Origin of the sequence: Sulfolobus acidocaldarius DSM 639 (assembly GCF_000012285.1) — an archaeon.
GTDB lineage: Archaea > Thermoproteota > Thermoprotei_A > Sulfolobales > Sulfolobaceae > Sulfolobus > Sulfolobus acidocaldarius.
In genome coordinates this window covers 2,013,039-2,034,833 of sequence record NC_007181.1, presented here as the reverse complement: position 1 = coordinate 2,034,833, position 21,795 = coordinate 2,013,039, and the positions used below count along the sequence as shown (strand labels likewise).

The 21,795-nt window shown below is 36.0% G+C and carries 16 protein-coding genes and 1 pseudogene; 8 read left to right on the top strand and 9 right to left on the bottom strand.

Features of this window, described 5'->3' with window-relative positions:
- The first annotated feature begins 142 nt into the window (after nucleotides 1-142).
- Nucleotides 143-520, top strand: a complete 378-nt coding sequence (locus tag SACI_RS10610) for a PaREP1 family protein (protein ID WP_011278983.1) — start codon at nucleotides 143-145, stop codon at nucleotides 518-520.
- 209 nt (nucleotides 521-729) lie between these two features.
- Here SACI_RS10610 and SACI_RS10605 read toward each other — a convergent pair whose 3' ends face one another.
- A complete protein-coding gene (locus SACI_RS10605) occupies nucleotides 730-1,530 on the bottom strand; it encodes a hypothetical protein (RefSeq protein ID WP_011278982.1) in 801 nt (266 codons plus the stop codon).
- A 430-nt stretch (nucleotides 1,531-1,960) separates the two neighbouring features.
- Between SACI_RS10605 and SACI_RS10600 the strand changes: the two genes are divergently transcribed.
- Nucleotides 1,961-2,188, top strand: a complete 228-nt coding sequence (locus SACI_RS10600) for an AbrB/MazE/SpoVT family DNA-binding domain-containing protein (RefSeq protein WP_015385789.1) — start codon at nucleotides 1,961-1,963, stop codon at nucleotides 2,186-2,188.
- Nucleotides 2,148-2,588 carry a PIN domain-containing protein gene (locus SACI_RS10595; protein ID WP_011278980.1) on the top strand — a complete coding sequence of 147 codons (441 nt, stop codon included), beginning with the start codon at nucleotides 2,148-2,150 and terminating at the stop codon, nucleotides 2,586-2,588. The genes SACI_RS10600 and SACI_RS10595 overlap by 41 nt, the downstream gene beginning before the upstream one ends.
- Before the next feature lie 128 nt (nucleotides 2,589-2,716).
- Here the strand turns inward: SACI_RS10595 and aceA are convergent, their stop codons facing one another.
- Nucleotides 2,717-4,030 carry an isocitrate lyase gene (aceA, locus tag SACI_RS10590; RefSeq protein ID WP_011278979.1) on the bottom strand — a complete coding sequence of 438 codons (1,314 nt, stop codon included), beginning with the start codon at nucleotides 4,028-4,030 and terminating at the stop codon, nucleotides 2,717-2,719.
- 484 nt (nucleotides 4,031-4,514) lie between these two features.
- Entirely contained in the window at nucleotides 4,515-6,989 is a 2,475-nt protein-coding gene (locus SACI_RS10585; RefSeq protein WP_011278978.1) for a malate synthase, read from the bottom strand.
- A 448-nt stretch (nucleotides 6,990-7,437) separates the two neighbouring features.
- Between SACI_RS10585 and SACI_RS10580 the strand changes: the two genes are divergently transcribed.
- On the top strand, nucleotides 7,438-9,285 hold the full coding sequence (locus tag SACI_RS10580; protein WP_011278977.1) for an APC family permease: 1,848 nt from the start codon (nucleotides 7,438-7,440) through the stop codon (nucleotides 9,283-9,285).
- Between the two features lie 64 nt (nucleotides 9,286-9,349).
- Here SACI_RS10580 and SACI_RS10575 read toward each other — a convergent pair whose 3' ends face one another.
- Nucleotides 9,350-10,294, bottom strand: a complete 945-nt coding sequence (locus SACI_RS10575; protein WP_011278976.1) for a R2-like ligand-binding oxidase — start codon at nucleotides 10,292-10,294, stop codon at nucleotides 9,350-9,352.
- Between the two features lie 593 nt (nucleotides 10,295-10,887).
- On the opposite strand from SACI_RS10575, the gene SACI_RS10570 reads away from it, so the two are divergent.
- On the top strand, nucleotides 10,888-11,517 hold the full coding sequence (locus SACI_RS10570) for an amidohydrolase family protein (protein WP_011278975.1): 630 nt from the start codon (nucleotides 10,888-10,890) through the stop codon (nucleotides 11,515-11,517).
- A 587-nt stretch (nucleotides 11,518-12,104) separates the two neighbouring features.
- Here SACI_RS10570 and SACI_RS10565 read toward each other — a convergent pair.
- Nucleotides 12,105-13,115 (bottom strand): potassium channel family protein, encoded by a 1,011-nt coding sequence (locus SACI_RS10565; protein WP_011278974.1) that lies wholly within the window; start codon nucleotides 13,113-13,115, stop codon nucleotides 12,105-12,107.
- Nucleotides 13,116-13,412: 297 nt separating this feature from the next.
- Nucleotides 13,413-14,201, bottom strand: a complete 789-nt coding sequence (locus SACI_RS10560) for an aldose 1-epimerase (RefSeq protein WP_011278973.1) — start codon at nucleotides 14,199-14,201, stop codon at nucleotides 13,413-13,415.
- 305 nt (nucleotides 14,202-14,506) lie between these two features.
- Here SACI_RS10560 and SACI_RS10555 point away from each other — a divergent pair, with 305 nt between their 5' ends.
- On the top strand, nucleotides 14,507-14,851 hold the full coding sequence (locus SACI_RS10555; RefSeq protein ID WP_011278972.1) for a DUF488 domain-containing protein: 345 nt from the start codon (nucleotides 14,507-14,509) through the stop codon (nucleotides 14,849-14,851).
- Between the two features lie 25 nt (nucleotides 14,852-14,876).
- The gene (locus tag SACI_RS10550) at nucleotides 14,877-15,494 is read left to right on the top strand and encodes a helix-turn-helix domain-containing protein (protein ID WP_011278971.1); all 618 of its coding nucleotides are present in this window, start codon (nucleotides 14,877-14,879) and stop codon (nucleotides 15,492-15,494) included.
- Between the two features lie 206 nt (nucleotides 15,495-15,700).
- Here SACI_RS10550 and SACI_RS10545 read toward each other — a convergent pair whose 3' ends face one another.
- Nucleotides 15,701-17,695, bottom strand: coding sequence for a primary-amine oxidase (locus SACI_RS10545; protein WP_011278970.1), 1,995 nt, complete (start codon nucleotides 17,693-17,695; stop codon nucleotides 15,701-15,703).
- A gap of 150 nt (nucleotides 17,696-17,845) precedes the next feature.
- Here SACI_RS10545 and SACI_RS10540 point away from each other — a divergent pair, with 150 nt between their 5' ends.
- Complete coding sequence (locus tag SACI_RS10540) at nucleotides 17,846-19,237, top strand: APC family permease (protein ID WP_011278969.1); 1,392 nt, start codon at nucleotides 17,846-17,848, stop codon at nucleotides 19,235-19,237.
- A 51-nt stretch (nucleotides 19,238-19,288) separates the two neighbouring features.
- On the opposite strand, the gene SACI_RS10535 is transcribed toward SACI_RS10540, so the two are convergent.
- Together SACI_RS10535 and SACI_RS10530 are read right to left on the bottom strand one after the other, a co-directional pair.
- The gene (locus tag SACI_RS10535) at nucleotides 19,289-19,891 is read right to left on the bottom strand and encodes a hypothetical protein (RefSeq protein ID WP_011278968.1); all 603 of its coding nucleotides are present in this window, start codon (nucleotides 19,889-19,891) and stop codon (nucleotides 19,289-19,291) included.
- A 200-nt stretch (nucleotides 19,892-20,091) separates the two neighbouring features.
- Nucleotides 20,092-21,426 (bottom strand): annotated as a pseudogene (locus SACI_RS10530) (MFS transporter).
- Between the last annotated feature and the right edge of the window lie 369 nt (nucleotides 21,427-21,795).

Below are 21,795 nucleotides of genomic sequence, written 5' to 3'. Positions count from 1 at the left end.
CAAATAAGTTACCTAGGTATACAACTTCAAATGCCATGGGCGAATGCGGTTTTAGAAGTACATATGATACATACACCAATACCGTAAGATGTAATTTATAATTTGCAAAGTATATAATAATAGTTGATGGAGTGAGAATACTATGCTAAAGCTAAGAACGTCAGCTGATGTATACTTGGAGGAGGCTGATGAGTTGTTGTCTAGGGGTGATGTTGTTCAGGCTTCTGAGAAGTATTATAAGGCTTCTGAGGAGTCAATAAAAATCCTATCAAGTGTTTTAGAGCTCGAAGTCATTAATAAGATCAGTAATGAAGGATGGAGTGGAGAGCTACTGAACAAGTGTGTTTTCTCGTTATCGTCAATTTTTGGGAAGTGGATTATTGAGAGCTGGGGATCTGCAATCGCGCTTATAACTGTAAACATGGACAGCCAACAGGTTAACGCTTATAGAGAAAATATTTTAAAATTAGTACAGGTTGCTGATGAAAGACTCAATAACAAAGTTACTAAAAGAGGCTGATGAGTTGTTGTTTAGGGGTTTTGTTGTTGTTCATGTTTATTATCTGGAGAAATCTTTGAGCTAGGTCACTTATTTGTAAGTCAACTATAAAGTCCTCATACGAGATTTCGTTGATTTCCTTGAACATTGGCTAATACGAGTAGTTTTATCTCGTCACACACCTGTCATCTAAAAATCTATTTTATGGATCACAAGGAAAAGAACATCTCTTATTGTTCCATATTCTCCACCACAGCCATAATAGCGTCATCAGATGACATTCTATACACCTTTAGTTCAGCATTACCTGTCAATGTAAATAGTTTTGCTATTGCCTCCCTATATACATAGACCTTACCTGACATGGTCAACTTAGCGTTCACAATGTCCCCGTTACTTATCTTTCCTACCATCTTGAAGTCATCTCCCTTTAAGACAAAGAATGTATTATTGAATTTCATTAAACCTCTAAGTTTCCCTATCAGCTCATTAACGTCACCACTTGCCTTAGAGATCTCAACAAGGTTGTTGCTCACTGATGGACCTAACTTACTAAGGTACCATGAGTAGTGTTTAACTAATATATGCTCTGCCATATTGCCGTACCATTTAGCCTTTTTATTGAAGGATTTCCTCTTAAATAGGTCAAAGAAACCAGAACTATACTCTATGCTCATTTTCCCTACTACGTTATCATCTTTAACATCGAAGTTGATCTCCAAGCTTAACTGTTTATCGTCTGTATGTCCTGAGTAGGTTACACTGTTTGAATTAACTTGAGGACCTTGAAGAACACCATCTAAACAATATAATATGCCTGACTCATCTTGGTAAAGAAAAGCTATCTTATATTTATCTCCAGGGTTATTAGCATCAGCCTGGGGGACAAAATCATTTAAAGTTGTATCAAAGAGCTTGTATATTGAAATGTGACCAGATATACCCGCAAAAAGATGTGCATCAGTTAATAAGTTCATTATTGTAGACCTGTCAGCCTTTATCGGAATCTCTTTTACGTACTCTTCTCTCATAGGAGTAGGATAATTTTCACTCTTATAAACTTTTTTTAAAAAAAGTTGAACATATGGATTTTTCTGAATTTTTTAGAATTGTGTTTGATCTTCTTGCTTTTTGTTCTACTTGGACGAATTGTTCTGCTTCAGTTGATCCTTTAGCATGTTGTCTATACAAAATTAGATTATATATTGCTATATACAATACTTTACGTCTCAGACAAGTTTACCTAATTTGTTAGTTAATTACTACATGGTGTATTCATACAAAAGTGAAGCCTACGAAATCTTCCTTAGGCACTCTTGCCCACATACCTCGTATCACCATTAAGTGTGTGAAATATATACTACTAACCAACACTCAGTTAGGCAACGAGTAAGGTTTTTCAGTCTCACTGATCCGTGCGGTCAGATAATGCTTATTAGTAAGATTTACCAGAATGATCACATGGCAAAAGTTCTAAGAGTGGGGAAGAAATATGCAATATACATACCTAAAGATATCGTTGAAGAAATGAAGATAAAGGAGGGAGATTTATTAATGGTTACAAGAGAAGGCGATAAAATTACCTTAGTTCCCCTTAGGAAGCCAACGGGATATTGGGCAGAAATAGACGCTGATGAGGTAGAAAAGGTTGGAGAAGAAATTACTAGATCATTCAGAATTAATGGTTGATACATCACTTTTACTCCCCTTCTTAGGTATTAAAGTTAGAGGAGTTGACGAAAATTTACTGGAAGGCAAGAACGTATACTACCCTTCCTTGATGTTGGTAGAGCTTATTGCAGTTGTAATAAAGGAGGCGAGGAAACTCGGGTTAGGACTAATACCGCAGGACGCAATTAAAGGTTTATCTTATATAAACCATACTGTGAACCTTGTTCCGATGGAGGAACTAGATTTAAATCTTGTATACGATATTATAAGTAAAGGTTGGAATGATATATTTGACGCTATATTATATTCATCCCACAACTTTACTAAAATACCGTTAGTTACTTTAGATCGAGCATTTTACGAATTTCTTAAGGCGAATAGGTTCGATACCAGTGGAATAATACTCATAACCAGATAAACATGTTACTGACATATATTAAATTAGTTTAGGTCAGTTGAAATAACAACCCTAAAATTCTTTATGAAAGATTATAAAAATGTAGGGATAGAATATTGTAGAAAAAGACTAAAAACTAGTTAGACTTTTCATTTTCTTGCTTTTTGTTCTACTTGAACGAACTGCTCTGCTTCAGTTGATCCTTTCATTGCTGTGGTTGATGCGTTTCCTCCGGAGGCTATTGTTAGTACTAGGTCGAAGTATTCGGTTCCTACTTCTCTTTGGTGGCTGACTGCGGTGTATCCTTCGCGTTGAGCCTGGAACTCCAGCTCCTGTAACCTCACGTAACCTAGCATTCCTTCGTTCTTGTAGGCTTTTGCTAGTGTAAATGTGTGGTAGTTTATCAAGTGCCAGCCTGCTAGGGTTATGAACTGGAACTTGTAACCCATGTCACCCAATTCCTCTATGAACTTACCAATCTTAGAGTCGTCCATAAATTTCTTCCAGTTGAAAGAGGGGGACAGGTTATAGGCCAACATTTTTCCTGGGAAATGGGCGTGTATAGCGTCTGCAAATTGCTTAGCCTCATCTAAGTCTGGGCGTGATGTCTCAAACCACAGTAAATCAGCATAAGGCGCATAGGCTAATCCCCTCGCGATTGTGTATTCTATGCCACCTTTAACCTCATAATAACCTTCGGGAGTTCTTTTTCCAGTCAAGAAGGCAGTATCTCTCTCATCAATATCGTTAGATAAGTATGCAGCGTTTAACGCATCTGTTCTTGCAATTAATATTGTCGGTACACCTAAGACATCTGAAGCTAGTCTAGCTGCATTTAGTACTCTTATGAATGCACCTGTGGGAATCAGTACTTTTCCACCCAAATGACCACATTTCTTTTCGGAAGCTAACTGATCCTCAAAGTGTACACCAGCTGCACCGGCTTCAATCATAGCCTTTGTTAGTTCAAATGCATGAATAGGACCACCAAAGCCAGCCTCTGCATCAGCTACAATAGGTAATAGGTAATCTACATCTCGTTTTCCTTCACTCCAAGATATTTGGTCTGCTCTTAATAACGCATTGTTTAACCTCCTTACCAGGTTCGGTACACTATTAGAGGGGTATAAGCTTAAATCAGGATAAGTCTGATTTGATAAGTTATTATCTGCAGCCACTTGCCATCCGCTTACGTATATAGCCTTTAATCCTGCTTTTGCCATCTCCACCGCTTGGGAGCCTGTTAAGGCACCAAAGGTGGCAACATAGGGCTCAGTGTTTAATAACTTCCACAACTTTTGAGCCCCTAATCTTGCTAAAGTATATTCAATTCTAACAGATCCTCTTAACTTTACCACATCAGAAGCTGTGTAATTTCTCTTAATTCCTTTCCATCTAGGGTCTTCTGACCACTCCTGTTCAATTCTCCTTGTTTCCTCATTCCATATATCTCTTATATTCAAATTTTGAACCCCAACTATTATATCAATATTTTAATATATAAGTTTTAATTCAAAATGTTTAGATATAAAAGGTATTAAAGTGGTTATATTTCAGCAATATAAGGTATATTAATAAAAACTTACTAATATTTTACGTATTTATAATTGTAGTGTCAAATTCACTTTACGCAAAAATTATTTTTCAAAGACCATCTACTAAATTGGGTCTTATGAGCATTTTTAAGGTAATTTTCCGTTTAATTAGATATATCTATCGAGTAATTTTATACTTTTTAATACGCTCTAAAGTAGGGCTATTTACATTCTTAGTCTATGCTTGCACTTACCTTAAAATCAACTTTAGGGAGAAAAGTGAAAACTTTTCAATTTAAAATCTTTACTTAAAAAATAATTTTGTACTATATTTACAAGTTCATTGAAAAACTATTTAGAATTGTTTTCATTTACAAGTTAAAAAAGAATTACAGAGAGACTTTATCTCAACTCATTTATAATCATCGTATATGTAGTCATATAGTTCCAACACTGTTGGATCAAGCTCTCCTCTTTTTACCTTATCTTGAACCATCTCCCTGAACGAGAATATACTGTCCATTACCTTCAACCTCTTCTCTGGATCTAATGGCGAGAGCACAAATAGTATCTTTCCGCTATTCATTATGTATTTAGGATATAGAAATTGTCTCATTAAAATTTCCATTATAACTGGTGCCATCTCCCTGTCAAATCTGGGTGCAAGCTTTATCAATTCCTCTTCAATCTTTGAAGGTTGAGTGTTAAGCAGTTTACCGATTTTCTCTGCAGCTTCCTTTGCCGACATCTGTCTAAAGGGTCCTGCGTTATATGCCTTTGATATTATATTGTATATCTCTTCAACTACTGAGTTATTATTAGTCTTTCCAAACGTCTCTGCCAGTCTATTGGCAACTCTCATGTCCTGCTCCTTGTAAAATTCATTAGTCCAATCGAAATGTAACTTCCATATTTCCTCAAATATATCCTTTACCTTAGTACCTTTAGCAACTTTTAGTACGTTCTCTGCAGGTATGACCCCGTCCCTTGTTAGTTTAGGAGCTTTAATATATCCTTCTTTCGTGATCACTGCATCCCTGTTCACCAGGCTCCACAGCCAAGAAGTAAATATCCTATAAGTAGCTAAGTCGTTCATGAACCTCTGCTTAAGCTCATAATCATCTATTGCTGCTGCTAAATTACCATTTAATAACTGGAAACCATAATTTGCTGCCATGTAAAATGCGTGTTGGACATGCTCAGGTGTAATCTCCCCGTCTGGTATGTCATAAAGGGCATTCCATATACTCTTTCCTCCCCATAACTCCTTATTATGAAGTAACTTCTCTGGTGTATCAATCATATCTTTAGTTATAACCCAGGGTGTTATTTTGCCATTTTCATCTATTAAACCTAGTCTCTGGAATAAAGACCTCTCCTCAGGTGTGAGTCCACTGTCAACAGTGGGCATCTTAGTACCCTCTACTGTGACGTACTCAACAGGAGCATCTATCATTTTTTGTAACTCCTCTAAGCTAGCCTTTAAGGGTTTATTTCCAGCCTCAACATAAGCCTCTTCCTTTGTAGCTACCCAACTTTGCCTAAACATGTCATATAGTTTACCTTGGACTTTCCCTTTTAAGATGTCTTCAAGTGTTACCTTCCCTTTAACGTCTCCTATAAAGATAAGTCCTATTAGTCTTTCTCTAAGTTTATCCAGTTTAATTCCTCTTAATGCCTTTAAGTTATATCTGTGTCTTTCAAAAGCGTCACTTTGAGGATAGAGCATTACGGCAGCCATTCCTCCAACCGGTGCAGCGTCAGCCTCACCATTTTTTGCTCCTGCCAGTAACATTATCAACGCATTATATTTCTGGTAAGCCATCATGTTCGGCGAAGTCATTGTTATATTTTGTGGGTCAGGAAGAACCCTCTCCTGTAACCACATCTCGATGAGACTACCTAGGTAATCCCATCTACCGTTATTCGACTTTATCAGTCTCTCCCTAAATATCCACAATATAACTGGAAAGTATCTTCCGGCATTAACTTCTTCATATAATAGCGCTAATTTAAGTGTTCCAATAGGTAACCCTAACTTCTCCTCAATTCTTCTTAGTATTTTTTCCACGATTAGAGCTTCTTCGGGTGTCTGTGTTTTGGGTAAGTAGAAGTAGACTCCCGAGCCTGCGTTCCTAAGGCTTATGTAATTATTAAGTGTATAGATTACAGCTGAGACTATGATTGCAGGTACTGGTTTTCCGTCCAGTGTAATATCAAAGTCAAGTAGATGTAGTCCTGGGAGCCTGTGGAATATAGTAGGCCACTTATCTCTGGGCTTATTCAAAGTGTATGTTTTACCCTTTTCGTAATAAGGATTTGGTGCCTTCCCTGAAAGGAAAAGTTTAACGTTCTTTCTGGCGTCCCAAACATCAGCGATACTCTTTCCTGATCCATAGGGAGTGTACCAGGCGGGTGAGGCGTCCTCTTCATCTTCCATTGCTGATGTTACATCAGTGTTTACCTGGTTGTAAGCCCTACTTAAAGGATACCAAGGTCCAGTGATTTCTAGTCCAGGGTTCTTGATCGGATGGGCATCATTTGGTATAGGCACATGATCATTTAACCTCCAGCTTAAACTAGATTGTCTCTGGAGGAAATTGTCTATCATTCCTTGGACTATCTCTCTAAAAGTCCTCCTATTACCATCTGCGTCCACAAAAACTTCGTCCCATGAGGGAAATGACCCCTTTGATGATACTGAATCCTTTGACTCTAACCATTTCCTCCTCTTACTAATTACTCTCTTTATCTCGTCGGAAAACTCTACAGAAAGTTCCTCTATTAGTCCTTCAACGCTTACAATTCTGTCATTTATAACTTTTTCACCGAAGAGGTCTTTGTAGTTATGATATATTTCATCTGGAATTTTTAATTTGGAGGGCAAAACTATACACCAAGTTTATATTTTATTCCATGTTTTTAAAACTTTACAATACAGTTTTAATCTCACATATACATTTATTGTTTTACTCTTTATCTTATGGGGTTAGAATATTTTAGTGTTTTTAAATTAATAACGATATATCTTAAGATACTGATATTTCCTGTTAAGTGTATAAGACGAATCTACTGAATTCTTACACATAACAGGATAAATTGTGAAATGACCCGAAGAAACATGAATGTAGAAATTTTTTAGAGAAATAGATTTAAACTATACTCTTGAGTTAATTGAAATAGTACAGAATCGATACCAATTTCATTGTCTGAATATTGTCATAAAAAACAGATGTAGAGGATTGAATATTTAACCGGTTTTAGGGCGTTATGATAAGAATCGAACCACTTGATTTCAGATAATTTTAAAAAAATTTTTACCATGTTAAAAACTTATGGGAGAGGAGAAGACCCTTAATACAGATAAACAACTTAGAAGAGAGCTAACCTTAATTGATCTAGTATCATTGGCGTTAGGAGGGATCATAGGATCTGCTTGGTTATTTTCAGCGTTAAGTGCAGCGTCTATCGCTGGACCTTCAGCTGTACTTTCCTGGGTAATTGGCGGTATACTAATAATATTCATTGGTCTGGCTTATGCTGAATTAGGTACTGCTGTTCCGAGAAGTGGAGGAATTGTAAGATATCCTCATTATAGCCATGGAAGTTACGCTGGTTATATGTTAGCTGTACTGTACCTGATATCTGCAGTGACTACTCCTTCAATAGAGGCTGAAGCCGTTGTTGAATATCTAGCCTCAATTAGCCCACTTAACTTTCTAACCACATCTGTTAACGGTGTGAATGTACTCACAGTATATGGAATTCTTTTGGCTATTTGTCTAATGGTGGTCTTCTTTCTTGTTAACTATTTTGGGATAAAAGCACTTGGTAAAACTAACACTGGTATAACAATATGGAAGTTAGTAGTTCCAACTGTAACTTTTATATTACTATTTTTTGCGTTTAATTCAAAGAATTTCACATCTTATGGTTTCCTACCAACCGGTAATTCAAATGGCTTAATAGATGTATTTTATGCAATACCTGCTAGTGGTATAGTATATGCTTATCTAGGATTTAGGCAACCAGTGGAGTATGCCGGAGAGGCAAAAAATCCTCAAAGGGACATCGGAAGGGCAATAGTTATCTCACTAGCAATAGCCATCATAATTTATACACTACTTCAAATAGCTTTTATTGGAGCGTTAGACTGGACCTCAGCAGGTATTTCAACACCTGGTAACTGGACCGCTCTTACTTCTAGCTCATGGGCAAGTGGACCCTTCTATAACGAACTAGAGAATAGTGGAAAAGCTTTAGGTTTAGCGTTATTAGTATATTGGGGTTATGCTTTACTCGTAGACGCGGTAATTTCTCCCAGTGGTACTGGTCTAGTGTACATTGGTACCACCACAAGGACTTTCTACGGAATAGCCGCAGATAGGTACTTTCCTGAGTTCTTCCTGAGACTTAATAAATACAAAATACCAATCTTCTCCCTCATTGCAACACTCGTCGTAGGAATACTGTTCTTACTACCATTCCCTAGTTGGTATTTATTTGTGAATTTTAGTTCATTGGCTACAGTTTTCACTTACGTAATGGGTGGCATAGGTCTACAGACATTGAGAAGAACTGCTCCTGATCTTAGGAGACCAGTGAAGCTAGCAGGAAGTAAGGTTATTGCACCCATAGCTACTGTGTCGGCAATGCTGGTAGCATACTGGTCAGGTTTTACGACCATATTTTATGTGCTGACATCCCTGTTCATTCTAGTGCCAATATTCTGGATATATTACGCAGTTAAGGAATTAAATATGAATAGAGCACTTGGAGTAACTTTAGGATTGCTTCAACTCTTATCCAACATACTCTTAGCTTATTTTGCATACGTAAATATTTTGAATTCCTCTTATAATTTGATTGGGAGCTTTATAATGTATTTCTTAGGCTTTCTTGGAATGTCAATAATTCCTAGCCTGATTGGATATTTGGCTGTTAACGAGACGGGCAGAAAGTACATAAAGAGTGGTCTTTGGCTTATAGGCTTGATTCTGGCAACATATGTGATGAGTTTCATTGGCAATTTTGGACTACTTAGTAGCCCTATAGTACCTTTCCCCTATGATACCATACTAGTGGTTATTATAGGTCTAGTGTTCCATTACTTAGCAGTTTACAGTGGCTTCAGGACTGAGGAAATTGAAAATATAGTGAGAGAACAGGCACAACAGGACTGATGTAAAAACGTTTTCATCAAAAATAACTGAAGATAAGGAAAAAATCTTTTGTCTTTATCATTTCTTATTTGTCCAGCTTAATCTCCTCTATGACCCCTAAGTCTTTTGGCGAAAAACTTTTGACCTGCTCAGGAGTCATCTTAAGAGCTCTCTCAATTACCGTTAACCTTGCGTTCACTAATTGTTTCCTATTTTCTATGGTGAAATCAGGGGTCAATCCAAAAGGTAATTTAGCTAGTGGTCTGGTTAGAGATTGAACTATCCCAACAAGTTTGTTGAATTGCTCTATTGCCTTTCTGTAGATACTCTCACCGTTCTCCACTATAAGCCTGGTTATCAAATAAGTTCCGTAAGCTATATGCCTAGATTCGTCTGTGGCAATTAGATTTACGGTCTTTGATAGCCCAGGCATTATATTTAGGCTATTAAATATGTGCTTAAAGGTCTTATACCCACTTTCAGCGGCCACTCCTTCAACATAAAGGTTATAAGTTGTAACTGCTACTGCTAAATTCTCAGGGGATGGATCTACTCTTAATTTCCACATTACGCTTGGTAGTTCCTCATAGAAAATTTTCTGATACCACGGATTGTACTCTGTGGTAAAGATTGTCAAGTCGTCATTTATCTCTAATGAATCACAAAATCTTCTAAATGCCTCTGCATGCTTAGCCTCCTCAAAGGCAAACTGTTCTAGATATATTACATCTTCGACCCTTCCCTCATTAATCATCGTTGATATTAAGGGAGTAATATCAACTGCCACTGCTTCTTCCCCTGCCATGAAGAGTGAGACTATGTTCAGAAGGTAATTCTTCTCATCTTTACTTAGTTTTTTCCAGTCCTCCTTGTCTTTTGAGAAATCTATCTTTGCTGGATCCCAGAATAGCCTCTTGCCTATTTGGTAAAGTTTCATGGGGAATGTGTTCCAGTCATATCCTACTGAGGTTGCCTTGAACTTCTTATGGATTACTCCTTCACTTCTGAATTCAAGTAATTTTTCCTTCAAACCCTCTCATTATATTATTTAAAAACCTAAAATATTAAAACCTTAAGTATTTAGTTATTTTTATATAAAAAAATTATATAATCATTAATACAGACGGCTACGTGCAAAATTATATATGATCAGCTACTATCATAAGGTAATGTTAAAATAAATATTGTAATAAGTAAAATATCTCTGTTCCTTTAAACATGAGGTTTTCAGTAAGAGCTATTGTCTGCTTTAGTCCATTCCTTTTTATCTCGTTCATTTCCTCCTCCTTTTATTTTCCTCAGGATAAGTTTGCGTTGATCTTAGATCTCAGGATTTTTTAATAAGAGTCTGCATTACTTATAATTTGGATCATAACGACGGTAATTCAGAATGGAAGCAGGTTGTTGTCTTTGTGTAAATCTATTGAATAATAGAGTATTAACCCATGAGAGTGTGGATAAATTCACCTAATGTTATTCCTGCACTAGCCAATCGTGTAAGATAATAATGGCTATATATATTATCTTTTATCTAGATGACTATTAAAGTATATCTATCCCTTACGAGTATTAATTACTTCAATGTAAAATGATTTTTATTAGTTAGATTAGGATATAGTCACTATGAAAATTGATACACATCAGCATCTCGGTATATACGGTGTAAATGCTAAAGAGATTAGGGACAACTTCGATTACGTTGTTTTAAACCCATCATATAAGTACTCATGTAATTGCTGTGTTGACGGTTTCTATCAGCAATACCTCTGGAATAAAGGTAGAGATTACCTTCAACTAGGAATATATAATTTAAAGTGCAGAGTTCCTGCAGGGGTTGAACTTGGGAGACAACTAGATAAGGGAATAGTGGGAATTGTCTTAAATCCAATCAATCATGACTTTGATCTTGATAAAGCTGATGACGTTTATCAGTTCGCTGAAGACCACGATCTACCCCTATTTATTTACACAGGTAGAGGTAAGGGAGATCCCTCTAAACTAACTGAAGTTCTCAAGAATTTCAGGTTAAAAGTAGTCTTGATAAGTCTAGGTTATCCAAATTATGTTAATGAGGCAAGAGAACTCCTTAAACTGAATAATGTGTACGGTGACATCTCCTCTGTTCCACAGAATGTAATTAAAACATTTCCTAGAGAAAAATTGATATTTGGGAGCCATTATCCTTATGTCCCCTTTCAAGAGATTATGGATAAGGAAATACTAAGTAATGCGGTCAAAATCCTCAGCATTTAACATATGTTAGACGGGCTTAACTGTTATCTTTGGTGTTTCACTCTCTTAAGTTCATTAACAATTGTCGTAATTACCTTTTTAAAGCACAATAATTTAAGGTCCGAATAAGTTAACTATCTAGTATTTGACTTAATGAGGTTTTTATGGCATCTCATACTTAAGGTATAAGAAAACGTGAGGACACTTTTAAAAATAAAGCGCCAGGCTAAACTTAAGGTCTAGCCTTGTTTAAACAGGTTATGTAAAGGTAGTATAAATTGCTCATTAGGGGAAATCCGTTCCAGTTATCCTAAGATAGTAATTGTCTTTATTTGTTAAACTGGAAGAAAGTCATAAGAGTGATTGGCTTTATAAGGCATGAGTTAAAGTACATTTCTAATACATGTGAATCATAATTTCATTCATAAAATTCAATTTAGTTTTCACTTATACTCATACATTTTGAATAAATTATATTTTTTATATAATACAAAGAAGCTTTTTAGTAATCTTGTTACTGTCTTTCTTGCTTCATAAGAGGTGAGGTCACATTTGCTAATCTGGGATTCAAGCTTTTTTAATACTAGTCATGTATTTTTATTTACGTATCACTGAATTAGCTTGTTAACTTCCTTGAATTTGGACGGGTCACCTAAAACAAATAGAACTTGTCCCTCTTTAACTTCAGTATCTTTTTCAAAATAAGGATCCAGTTTACCATCCTTTAATATCGCTATTGGTATAACATCGTTAGGTAAATCTTTAAGTTTTATAATTCTTTTAACTTCAAAAACTCCTATTGCAAATTCCCTGCCATTTGTAGGATAAATCATACCAGCGAATTGCTTAGATACCGAGGCTGAAGCCATCATCCTCCCTAAAACTTCCTCAAACGGAATGATAATATCAGCTCCGGCTGTCCTCATGATATCCATCATTGAGGAGTCCTTAACGACTGTAACTATTGTTAGTGGTGGATTCATTTTCTGTACTTTCAAGGTTAGTAGAAGGGTCTCTGAGTCATCATCCATAGCTATTATAGCTGACTCAGCATTATTGATGCCTACACTTAGTAAATTATCCTCATTTTTAGGATCTCCCAAGATTACCTTATCTCCCTTTAATAATTTGTAAATTTCTTGACTATTTGTGACTACAACATAGTCCTTGTCTAATTCCTCTAGCTTCTTCACAGCAGACAATACACTTCTTGAATTCCCTAGTACTATAACATGACCTCTCATATGTTTACCTCTCCATCTAGCCCTAGCGTCAATCCAAGTATTTCTATTCACAATTGTTAGAATTAAAGTTTGTGCAATACTCGCAAATAGTCCTACACTGAAGATAATGCTCAAAGTTAGGAATAGCTTCTCTTGGGACGGCATAGAGTAGATATTCGGAGCGTAAAGTCCGACAGTTGTTATAACATTAACTGCGGCATAAATTGCAGATATCCAATCTAAATGCTGATAATAAACAAATATTAAGGCTATAATATATACTACAATACTTAGCATTAATAATTGTAAGTATATTTTTCTAATAACTGAGTAAGGCGAAGCGAAAATTTCTATAATAGGTATTATTCTTCTATTCCATATCTCGTTTTTATTCACAATATACGTATTACAAATGCATATTAAATAAGCTTATGTGTGAACAATAATTTGATTATTTTGATATAAATTGAATTTTCTTTACATTAAATAAAGTATTTTTAGGGTGAGGCTATTTATAGGGACAAGAAGGTGAAGCGATCTTCTCGCCTCCATTTTTTATATTTTCAACTTTATGTAATTCATTCTTTTATACTAGTGAGCTATAATTCATATGTTTCTTGATATTAATTTCCTATATGACAAGAGAGAAACTTCCATGAAATAAAAATTTACAATTTACTACTTAGATGTTTATTAAGGATAAAATCTCACTTCATAAGAGAATTCGTGTTTTTGTGCTGGTTTAATTACCTTAATACCCATCTTATTATGGAAAGCGTCTGGAGCTCCACTCATTGGCTCAATGGCAACAGCTCCTTTAACGCCAGTATATATTTGAATGTAATTTAGGTTTTTCCTCCTAGTTATTTTCACTGTGGAATAAGACGATTTCAAAATTATATCTCCTCTCACGATAAAACAGTCATCGTATTCCCCGTGACTTAGCTTAACCTGTTTTATTTCCCCTGTTGGTATATTGTCAATACTCTCTAGTTTCCTTACTTCTCTCTGTGTAATTATTTCCCAGTCACTGGAAACCACAAAATATGGATGTGTTCCCACTGTTAAGGGTGCTCTTTTGTCTCCAACATTCTGAACTACTATCTTATTCATAAAACCATTCTGGAACAGCTTATACAGGACTAGGCAATTCAACTTTGTAGGATAACCCTTATCCTCCAAGAGATAGTTTAGGATCACGAAGTCCCTTTCCTTATGTATAACTGAAAACTCTTTATCTAAGACCAGTCCATGAATGGCATTTCCTTCTTTGTTCTTGGGTAACTCATACTTAATCCCATCGAATATGTACTCTCCACCCTTTATCCTGTTAGCAAAGGGTATTAGGACTGCCATGCCACCTCTTGTAACTCTATCAGTATTTCCCTGGAGAACTAGATCTTTCCCATTGATTTTAAATGAGTAAAGGTAGGCTCCCTTATTTAGAATCTCAGCCTCAGCACGTCCCTTTTTTAAAATCATGTTCTTATTCTCTTTAATTTTCTAATTTATTATTTTCCTGTGTTAATTTAATACTACTTTATTTTGCATTGAAGTAGTTGTCACGATTGTGTCATGTTAACGATAAATCAGCTAGACCTACTGCTTGTTTAAGATTGAATAGTGCGTACCTCCATTGCTTATAAGATATTTGTAGGCTCTACAAAAACCATGTTCTGAGTCGAGTTTTAACGTCCTTAAACGAACATGGAGACTAAACTTCAAGTGGGAAGACCTAAACACTCAGGGTAATTGTTTATTAATTTTGTTTTCTAATAGGAAATATGATGATTAAGGTCAAGCGAGTTTATGACGCACCTGAATCTGATGATGGGGTCAGAATATTGATTGACCGATTATGGCCTAGAGGAGTAAAGAAAGATCTAGTGGATATTTGGATGAAAGATATTGCTCCATCAGATGAGTTAAGGAAATGGTTTAATCATGAACCTGAAAAGTGGGAAGAGTTTAAGCACAAGTATATGGAGGAGCTTAGAAGTAACCCTAAGGTCAAAGTCTTAATCGAGGTAATAAGGAGAAGCGAAAATGTTACATTCCTATATGCCACTAAATCGCCTTACAATAATGCGGTAGTTTTAAAGGAGTATATTGAAAGTTTGTTAACAAAATAATCTTTTTTAGAAAGAGTTGTTACATATGGTCTTTGCCTCAAAGAGACCCATTGAAGTTACACTCCTAGTGGATAAACACCCATGCGAAGTCTTAGACATATTTAGAAAATATGAAATTAAGGCTCAGATAACTAATGTTAAGCTAAGGGATCAGGTTACTGACCATATTGCATTCCTTAAGATAAACGATGATATACTCAAGGAATTAAAGAGAAGGTCTCTTAAAACTTTAAGGATAAATGAAAATACCATTTGGATAAGGACAAACGGTTGCGGCGTTTGTAAACTACTCTATCACTCTGACCTAATTGTGGAAAAGGTAAAGGTGTTAAGTAAAGCTACTGTTATGTATAAACTTCTATTACCAAATCTTTCTGCATTGAAACAGTTTTTAGAAGAACTGAACAGCATAAGAGTAGAGGCTACAGTTGCCAATGTATCAGAAATTGACGAGAGCGAGTTAACAGATAGACAATTGGAAATCCTGAGATTGGCTTACAAATCAGGCTATTTTGATGTCGATAGGAAAATCTCGATGAAGGAATTAGCCAATAAATTGGGGATAAAGGCATCTACGCTAGAGGAGATACTGAGGAGGGCTCTAAAAAAGGCTGTAAAATATTATTTGGACAGAAAGAGCTAAATTATGTTGTGGAGGAAAAACGCTTTAGAGCTAGGGCTAAACTGATTATCCTCTACACAAACCTAATTAAATTCAAAAAACTTTACAAACGATTAAACAAGAATAGAATTATTATCGCAGAAGATATTATCATCAGTATAATATGATAAAAAAGGAGAATTCTCTTATACCTCTTTACACTCTCATGGGAGGGCACCAGTAATCCCTCAATGGCTTCCGTGAGTATGTTTCATTCTATATTTATTCTCGTTATTAGATGGTAACTCTCTTGGCAAATCTATGCATGGATTTTCGTCAAAGAATCCGTCGGGTCTTAACATAAATCCAGCCATTTCTACGGGCATTACTGGCCAGTCTTCAACTCTCACTACATGCTCAACTCCCAATGTGTACCACAATACGATATCCTTATCCACTATGCTCCTGTTCTTTTCCACATACTTAGGTAATCCTTCGCCAATCCTTTCATAGGGATAATCTCCAGTAGCATATCTTTCATTTGGGTCATATGGAGTCACCCATAAATGATAATTTATATAGCCCCCTCTCTTCCTTACAAAGGACTCGTCTGGTAATGGACATGCTACATTTTCTCTAGGAATAAATCTATATGCAACAGGTTCACCTAGATAATTCGACTTTTTCAGATTAACTATTTTCCAGTATCTACCACTTTGCGGATTTACGTGTCTTCTAGCCTCTAGTTCATTTTTTAATAGAGTTTCCTCTGCATAGAAGGCGTTACCTAACGGGTTTTCAGGACCTATACTCTCTGGTTTTAGATTGACTTCATATACCCTATTTATTTGTCCGTCGATATCTAAATCCAATCTAATGTTAAACCAGTGTATGTGAATAGGTCCATAAACCTCTGGGGTAACAAGTGTACCATACTTTCTCTTTTGTCCTTTAGGTGCGGCGTCGTCATTTATTATACCAGTTAATTTAACCATCAGTTCAATGCTACCGTCTTGGTAAAAATGCCAGAAGAATCCATAGTCATAATTAGCCAACGTTGCCCAAAATGATACTACAAGCCTCCTATTTCGCCTTACCTCAGAATCTCCGCTTCTCAAATCAGTGTGTCTCCATATTACATTAAAATCCTCTTCATGTACACATATAGCCTTTTTCACCTTCACAGGTTTACCATCGGAACTTGCCCTAACTACATCGAAATGGTAAATACCTTCACCCAAACAATCACAATCGTAGAGTTCACCATTACCATGTTTCAGTGGAACTATAAAGTTTCCTAGACCGTAATCTCCTGCGTCAAGAACCATTTTTCTGTAATGAAACGGAGATGGATCTCCGTAAGGAACCATTAAATCTACAACTGATGCTCTGTAAATAATTTGTCTCTCTCTTCCTTTATAGTTATATCTTACGTCATATATTACGAGCCCCTCCCTCGGTGTATAACCAATCCTCAACCTCCATCTATACCATTTTATTTCGTAACCATTAACCTCTACACTGCTCCCTTGAGGTTGAAGTATTTCGATGGGTTTAAGGCTGTCTACTTGTATGTCTTTCCTTCTCTCAGGTGTGTAATCACTGCTAAGTTCAGGAAGAGGCGCCTCACCGAAATCGTCAATTCTAACTACCTCCATTTTATTTAGGTCAACCCATGGCATAAGTCCGTGTACTGGACGAGCATAATTATTGTCTTTTAGGTCTTTTTTAATCCACATGTATCCTATAGCTAACCTTTTATTACGTTCAGCCTCATTTACATACCCTGGGGACCAACAGTCAACTATCAAAAGATTGAGATCATTAGGAAGTATACCACGTTTTTGTAGAGCCTCTTGAACGCGCTTATCATTTCTTACAGCTTTTTCACATTCTCCAAATTCGTCCAAGGTTATAGGTGCGTGGACATTCTTTATTTCATGAACTGAAACAATTGAACGAGACTCAATGGAAACTATTGCTTCATATACTTTCCCCTCTTCTGCAGGATTATAAAACTTGACTAATGCTTGTCTCTCTACACTTTTCTCTCCTCTTTTCCATTTCAGATAATCATCTTTCTCTGGCTCATTTAGCATTATGGCAATGAATTTTATGCTCTCTCCCTTCTCTAGGACTATTTTTTCCCTTATTACCTGAGCTGCTATCTCTATTTCGTTCTCGTCAAGTGGATCTAGTGGAGACTTGACTAACCTAGAATTTACTTTACTTTCTTCAACCACTCCTTCTCACCTAAGCTTATATGATCAATATTACATAAGAAAATATAACTATAAATATATATTTTGTATTATAAAGTAATACATTATAATACATTATCTTACAAAATATGATTAAATATTAGTTCTACATAATAGTAGTTTCGAACTAAAATGGATGAAACTAAGGGCAAAAAGGAAGAGCAAACTGAACAAGGAGAGGGTTTAGCTAAAGGTGTAGCCCGATATAGAGAGGTTTTAGCACAAGGTATAGCTTCCGCAGCTCCTGCAGCTGCTACAATAGGGACATTAACCGGTGCAGCTGCTTTCGTATATGGAGGCTTACCATTAGCTGTATTAATAGCCTTAGTTGCTATACTGCTTGATGCTACAAGGATAAGTATAATATCTAGATACATTCAAAGTGCAGGTGGAATATATACATTTATAGAGAGGGGGTTAGGGAAAAAAGTAGCCTTCATAGCCAGTATGTCTTACATCGTTTACATATTTGCAGTTATAATATTTGTCTATCTAATAATGGGGCTAATGGTTCCTACAGGACTTCAAGAGTTAGGATTAAGTTTGCCAGATTGGATATGGATTCCATTTGGTCTTGCAAATGCAGCCATTGCGGTTTTTATATCATATATGGGAATAAGACCGTCTCTAAAATTCACACTGACTATGAGCTTAGCGGAAATTACTGTTTTAATTGCGACTTCGCTCCTGATATTTTCCAAAGTGCCTCCTGACCCACAAACATTTACTCTTGCGTATGTGCCACAACCTCAAATACTTAATCTTGGTCTTGGTGTTTCGTTCGGTATTTTGGCTTTCACTGGATATGAAACTGTCTCTGTGCTCGGAGAAGAAGCTCAAGATCCAAAAAATACGATAACTAAGGGCGTGTTTACAGCTGCATTGATAGTGGGTATTGTATATCTGATAGGCTCTGAGGCATTCACTGTAGGATGGGGTGTCAATAACATGAGCTCTTATTTCAACTATCTTGCCCCAGGTCTAATAGAAGCATATAATTTTGGTGGTCCCATATTAGCCATAATTTTAACAGCCCTTCTTATCAACAGTAATATAGCTTGTGCATGTGGATTTACAAATGCAGTGACCAGGGTTATGTACGCAATGAGTAGAGACGGATTATTGCCGTCCAGAATTGGGGATATACATAAGAGGAGAAGAACTCCCCATATTGCTGCATTATTCACATTCATATTTACAGCTGTCTATTTCGTTATAATGTCTCTTATTTTTACTCCGGCAAATATATTCATTGCTACTGGTGTCACTACCACGTTTGGTTTCCTAATAGCTATATTTACAGTAAATATAAGCATGTTAATTGTTGTAAAGAGAAATAACGCATTGACCATAGGTAATATATTACTTGTAGCCATAATTGAGACTATAATAGGCTTCGTGTTTTACAGTCAAATAATCACTAGTGCAATAAATATACCAGTTCTCATCGGCGTGTTAACTTTAGTATTGTGGGTCGTAGGAGGAGCAATTTACTTGGCAATAGCAAGACAACTTAAAAGATGAAAACTTAGCGAACCAATCAGATTAGTTCGAGAAACATTTGACATCTTTTAGCTAATCTCTATTAAAGGTAAAGACTATACTTTTTTCCATCGGTTCTATCTTACATTTTTTATCAGCTAACTCGTGGATATTTTCCATCAACCCTTTATAATAATTCGCTATTAATACAGAATATTTGTAGTTATAATTGTGAGATAATATAATTGTAATACTCTCTTTATCCTCTACGATATCATATTTAAACAAGTTGGAATACTTCGAAATAATATCTAAGAATCCAATGAAAGTCATCAACTTTCCATATTTCGCATATTTTTTACTGTGTAATTCTTTACTCCAAATGAACAGGTACTCTTTACCCCATTTTTTCCCTGCCTGATAGGCATTCTCCTCTATCAAGTGTAAATCATCGGTCATACAATTTAGTACGAGCTCAAAAAATCTACTAGATATTGTAATTTCTTTCTCTTTATCGAATTTGCGGATTTTGTATGTAAATAACATGTATTTTTCTAGTTCCCTCGTTATAATACTGTTAAATTTTGTATCTTCCTCTAGTGAAACTTTATCTAAAAATTCCTCCATCTTCTTAGGTATCCTAATGGTCTTAACTACACTCAGGTCGCTGCTCTCATAGTCCTTTCGTTTTTCCATAACAGAATAATTGTTTTGGCTTCTATTTATCCTTTAAGATAAGAATACAAAAGATATTAAAATTGAATTCATAAAATTAAGATTATTTACTAGATAAGGTCCAATTTTAGCAGTACATGATATAGATATTGTTTAAATATATAGTTTATCCTTGTATAAAATAAATTACAATAAAAATAGTTTTAATTTATTCCTTATCTTTACTCTTTTCTATCATCAGGGATAAGCTTTCCTCTTCTATATTTATATGTGGATATTTGCTCTAACGAGAGTCCTTTTGTTTCAGGGGTGAATATCAGGGTAAACACAAATGCTGCAGCACTAACTATTACCAGAAGTTCAAAGAATGGTAATTTTCCGAAGGAAGACACGATGAAGGGAAACTCGAAGGCACTTAAAAATGACACAAACCTAGTAATAGCAGTGGCTGAACCCATAGACACAGACCTTAACTTAGTAGGGAATAATTCTATAGCATAAAGACCCATAGTGTTTCCAGGTCCAAGGTTTCCCATTCCATACTAAAATATTAACCCTATTATACCCAAGGCGATAGCAAATAGTCCACCTATTGTGGCTCCTAATGCTACAAAGATCATACCAAGTGTTGCAAAACCAAAGCCTAATAACTGTAGAATTCGCCTTCCCACAGTATCATTAAGATATGCTGCACCCAGTGCACCTAAAAACCCTGGTACATACAATAATGCGGAGAACAATATGGCTAAAGCACCCTTAATACCTAATAAACTCAAAATACTAGGTGAATAGAGACCAAATCCATAGGCACCGATATCATAGAGAATCCATTGGGTCCATACAACTGCGGTCCTCTTAGCCCACTCACCTTTAAATAGGGCTGTTATTGAGCCCGCACTTATTTTCTCGTACTTTTGCTTCTCCTTAATAAGATTATTGATATCCTCATCAGTCATACCAGTCTCTCTCCTTAATAACCTAGCTTCTTCGATAGCTTTCTCTCCTTTTTGAGCAATATTCCACCTTGTAGACTCAGGGAGATTAGTCCTCAGAAGTATAGTTATTATTGCAGGAATAGCACCTAGACCTAGTGCCCACCTCCAGGCGGTTATGGGGTCGATTAAGTAAAACAGGTATCCAACTGAAAACGCAACTGCTGCTCCAATACTCCAGAACGACCATACCCATCCATATCCCTTGCCTCTCTCCATATTTGGGTACATTTCCGAAGCGTATACTGGACTTAGTGCATAATCAGCACCAACGCCCCATCCTATGAAGAACCTGAAAATTATCATTTGGATAAGGTTAGTAGAGAGGGCAGATAACACAGCAAAGACTACAAAAAATATCAGATCGAAAACGTAGAGATACCTTCTGCCAATTCTGTCAGAGTAATGCCCAAATAAAATTGCTCCTACCATAGCACCTAAAAGCGCCGATCCGCTGACCCAACCTAGGGTAAATGAGTCATAAGGAAATATCTTGTAGGTCTGTAAGATGAATGTGAACACCGATATTACACTGAGGTCATATCCGTCTAAGAAATAACCCATAGCAGATAGGACAGTATATGTAGATCTTTTAGGTGTAGATTTTTGAATATAAGTCTTGTCCATATAATTAATAATGTAAAATTCTTATATAGGCTTTTTCTAATTAGAAACTAGAGTACTATATATTTTAAGGTTTCCTGCCATTATCACTTAAATATTTAGAATCATCATCCGTTCAGTTAGATTTCGTTGCTTCCTGTAATTTAGAGAAAAAACAGAGACCATGATGTCTATTCTACGCGGTTGAGGATATTGTTTATTCTCGAAGGTTGAATATGAGTTAAAACTCATTGCCTAAAGGAATGATAAAGAGTTTATGTTAATGTAAAGTTGAATTTAGACTGGGAGAGAAACCAATACTTGCGGAAA

Bases quoted from the DNA above. Each gene is read 5' to 3' on its own strand.
- SACI_RS10610 (WP_011278983.1), top strand. From the start codon at position 143: ATGCTAAAGCTAAGAACGTCAGCTGATGTATACTTGGAGGAGGCTGAT.
- SACI_RS10605 (WP_011278982.1), bottom strand. From the start codon at position 1,530: ATGAGAGAAGAGTACGTAAAAGAGATTCCGATAAAGGCTGACAGGTCT.
- SACI_RS10600 (WP_015385789.1), top strand. From the start codon at position 1,961: ATGGCAAAAGTTCTAAGAGTGGGGAAGAAATATGCAATATACATACCT.
- SACI_RS10580 (WP_011278977.1), top strand. From the start codon at position 7,438: ATGGGAGAGGAGAAGACCCTTAATACAGATAAACAACTTAGAAGAGAG.
- SACI_RS10570 (WP_011278975.1), top strand. From the start codon at position 10,888: ATGAAAATTGATACACATCAGCATCTCGGTATATACGGTGTAAATGCT.
- SACI_RS10560 (WP_011278973.1), bottom strand. From the start codon at position 14,201: ATGATTTTAAAAAAGGGACGTGCTGAGGCTGAGATTCTAAATAAGGGA.
- SACI_RS10555 (WP_011278972.1), top strand. From the start codon at position 14,507: ATGATTAAGGTCAAGCGAGTTTATGACGCACCTGAATCTGATGATGGG.
- SACI_RS10550 (WP_011278971.1), top strand. From the start codon at position 14,877: ATGGTCTTTGCCTCAAAGAGACCCATTGAAGTTACACTCCTAGTGGAT.
- SACI_RS10540 (WP_011278969.1), top strand. From the start codon at position 17,846: ATGGATGAAACTAAGGGCAAAAAGGAAGAGCAAACTGAACAAGGAGAG.
- SACI_RS10535 (WP_011278968.1), bottom strand. From the start codon at position 19,891: ATGGAAAAACGAAAGGACTATGAGAGCAGCGACCTGAGTGTAGTTAAG.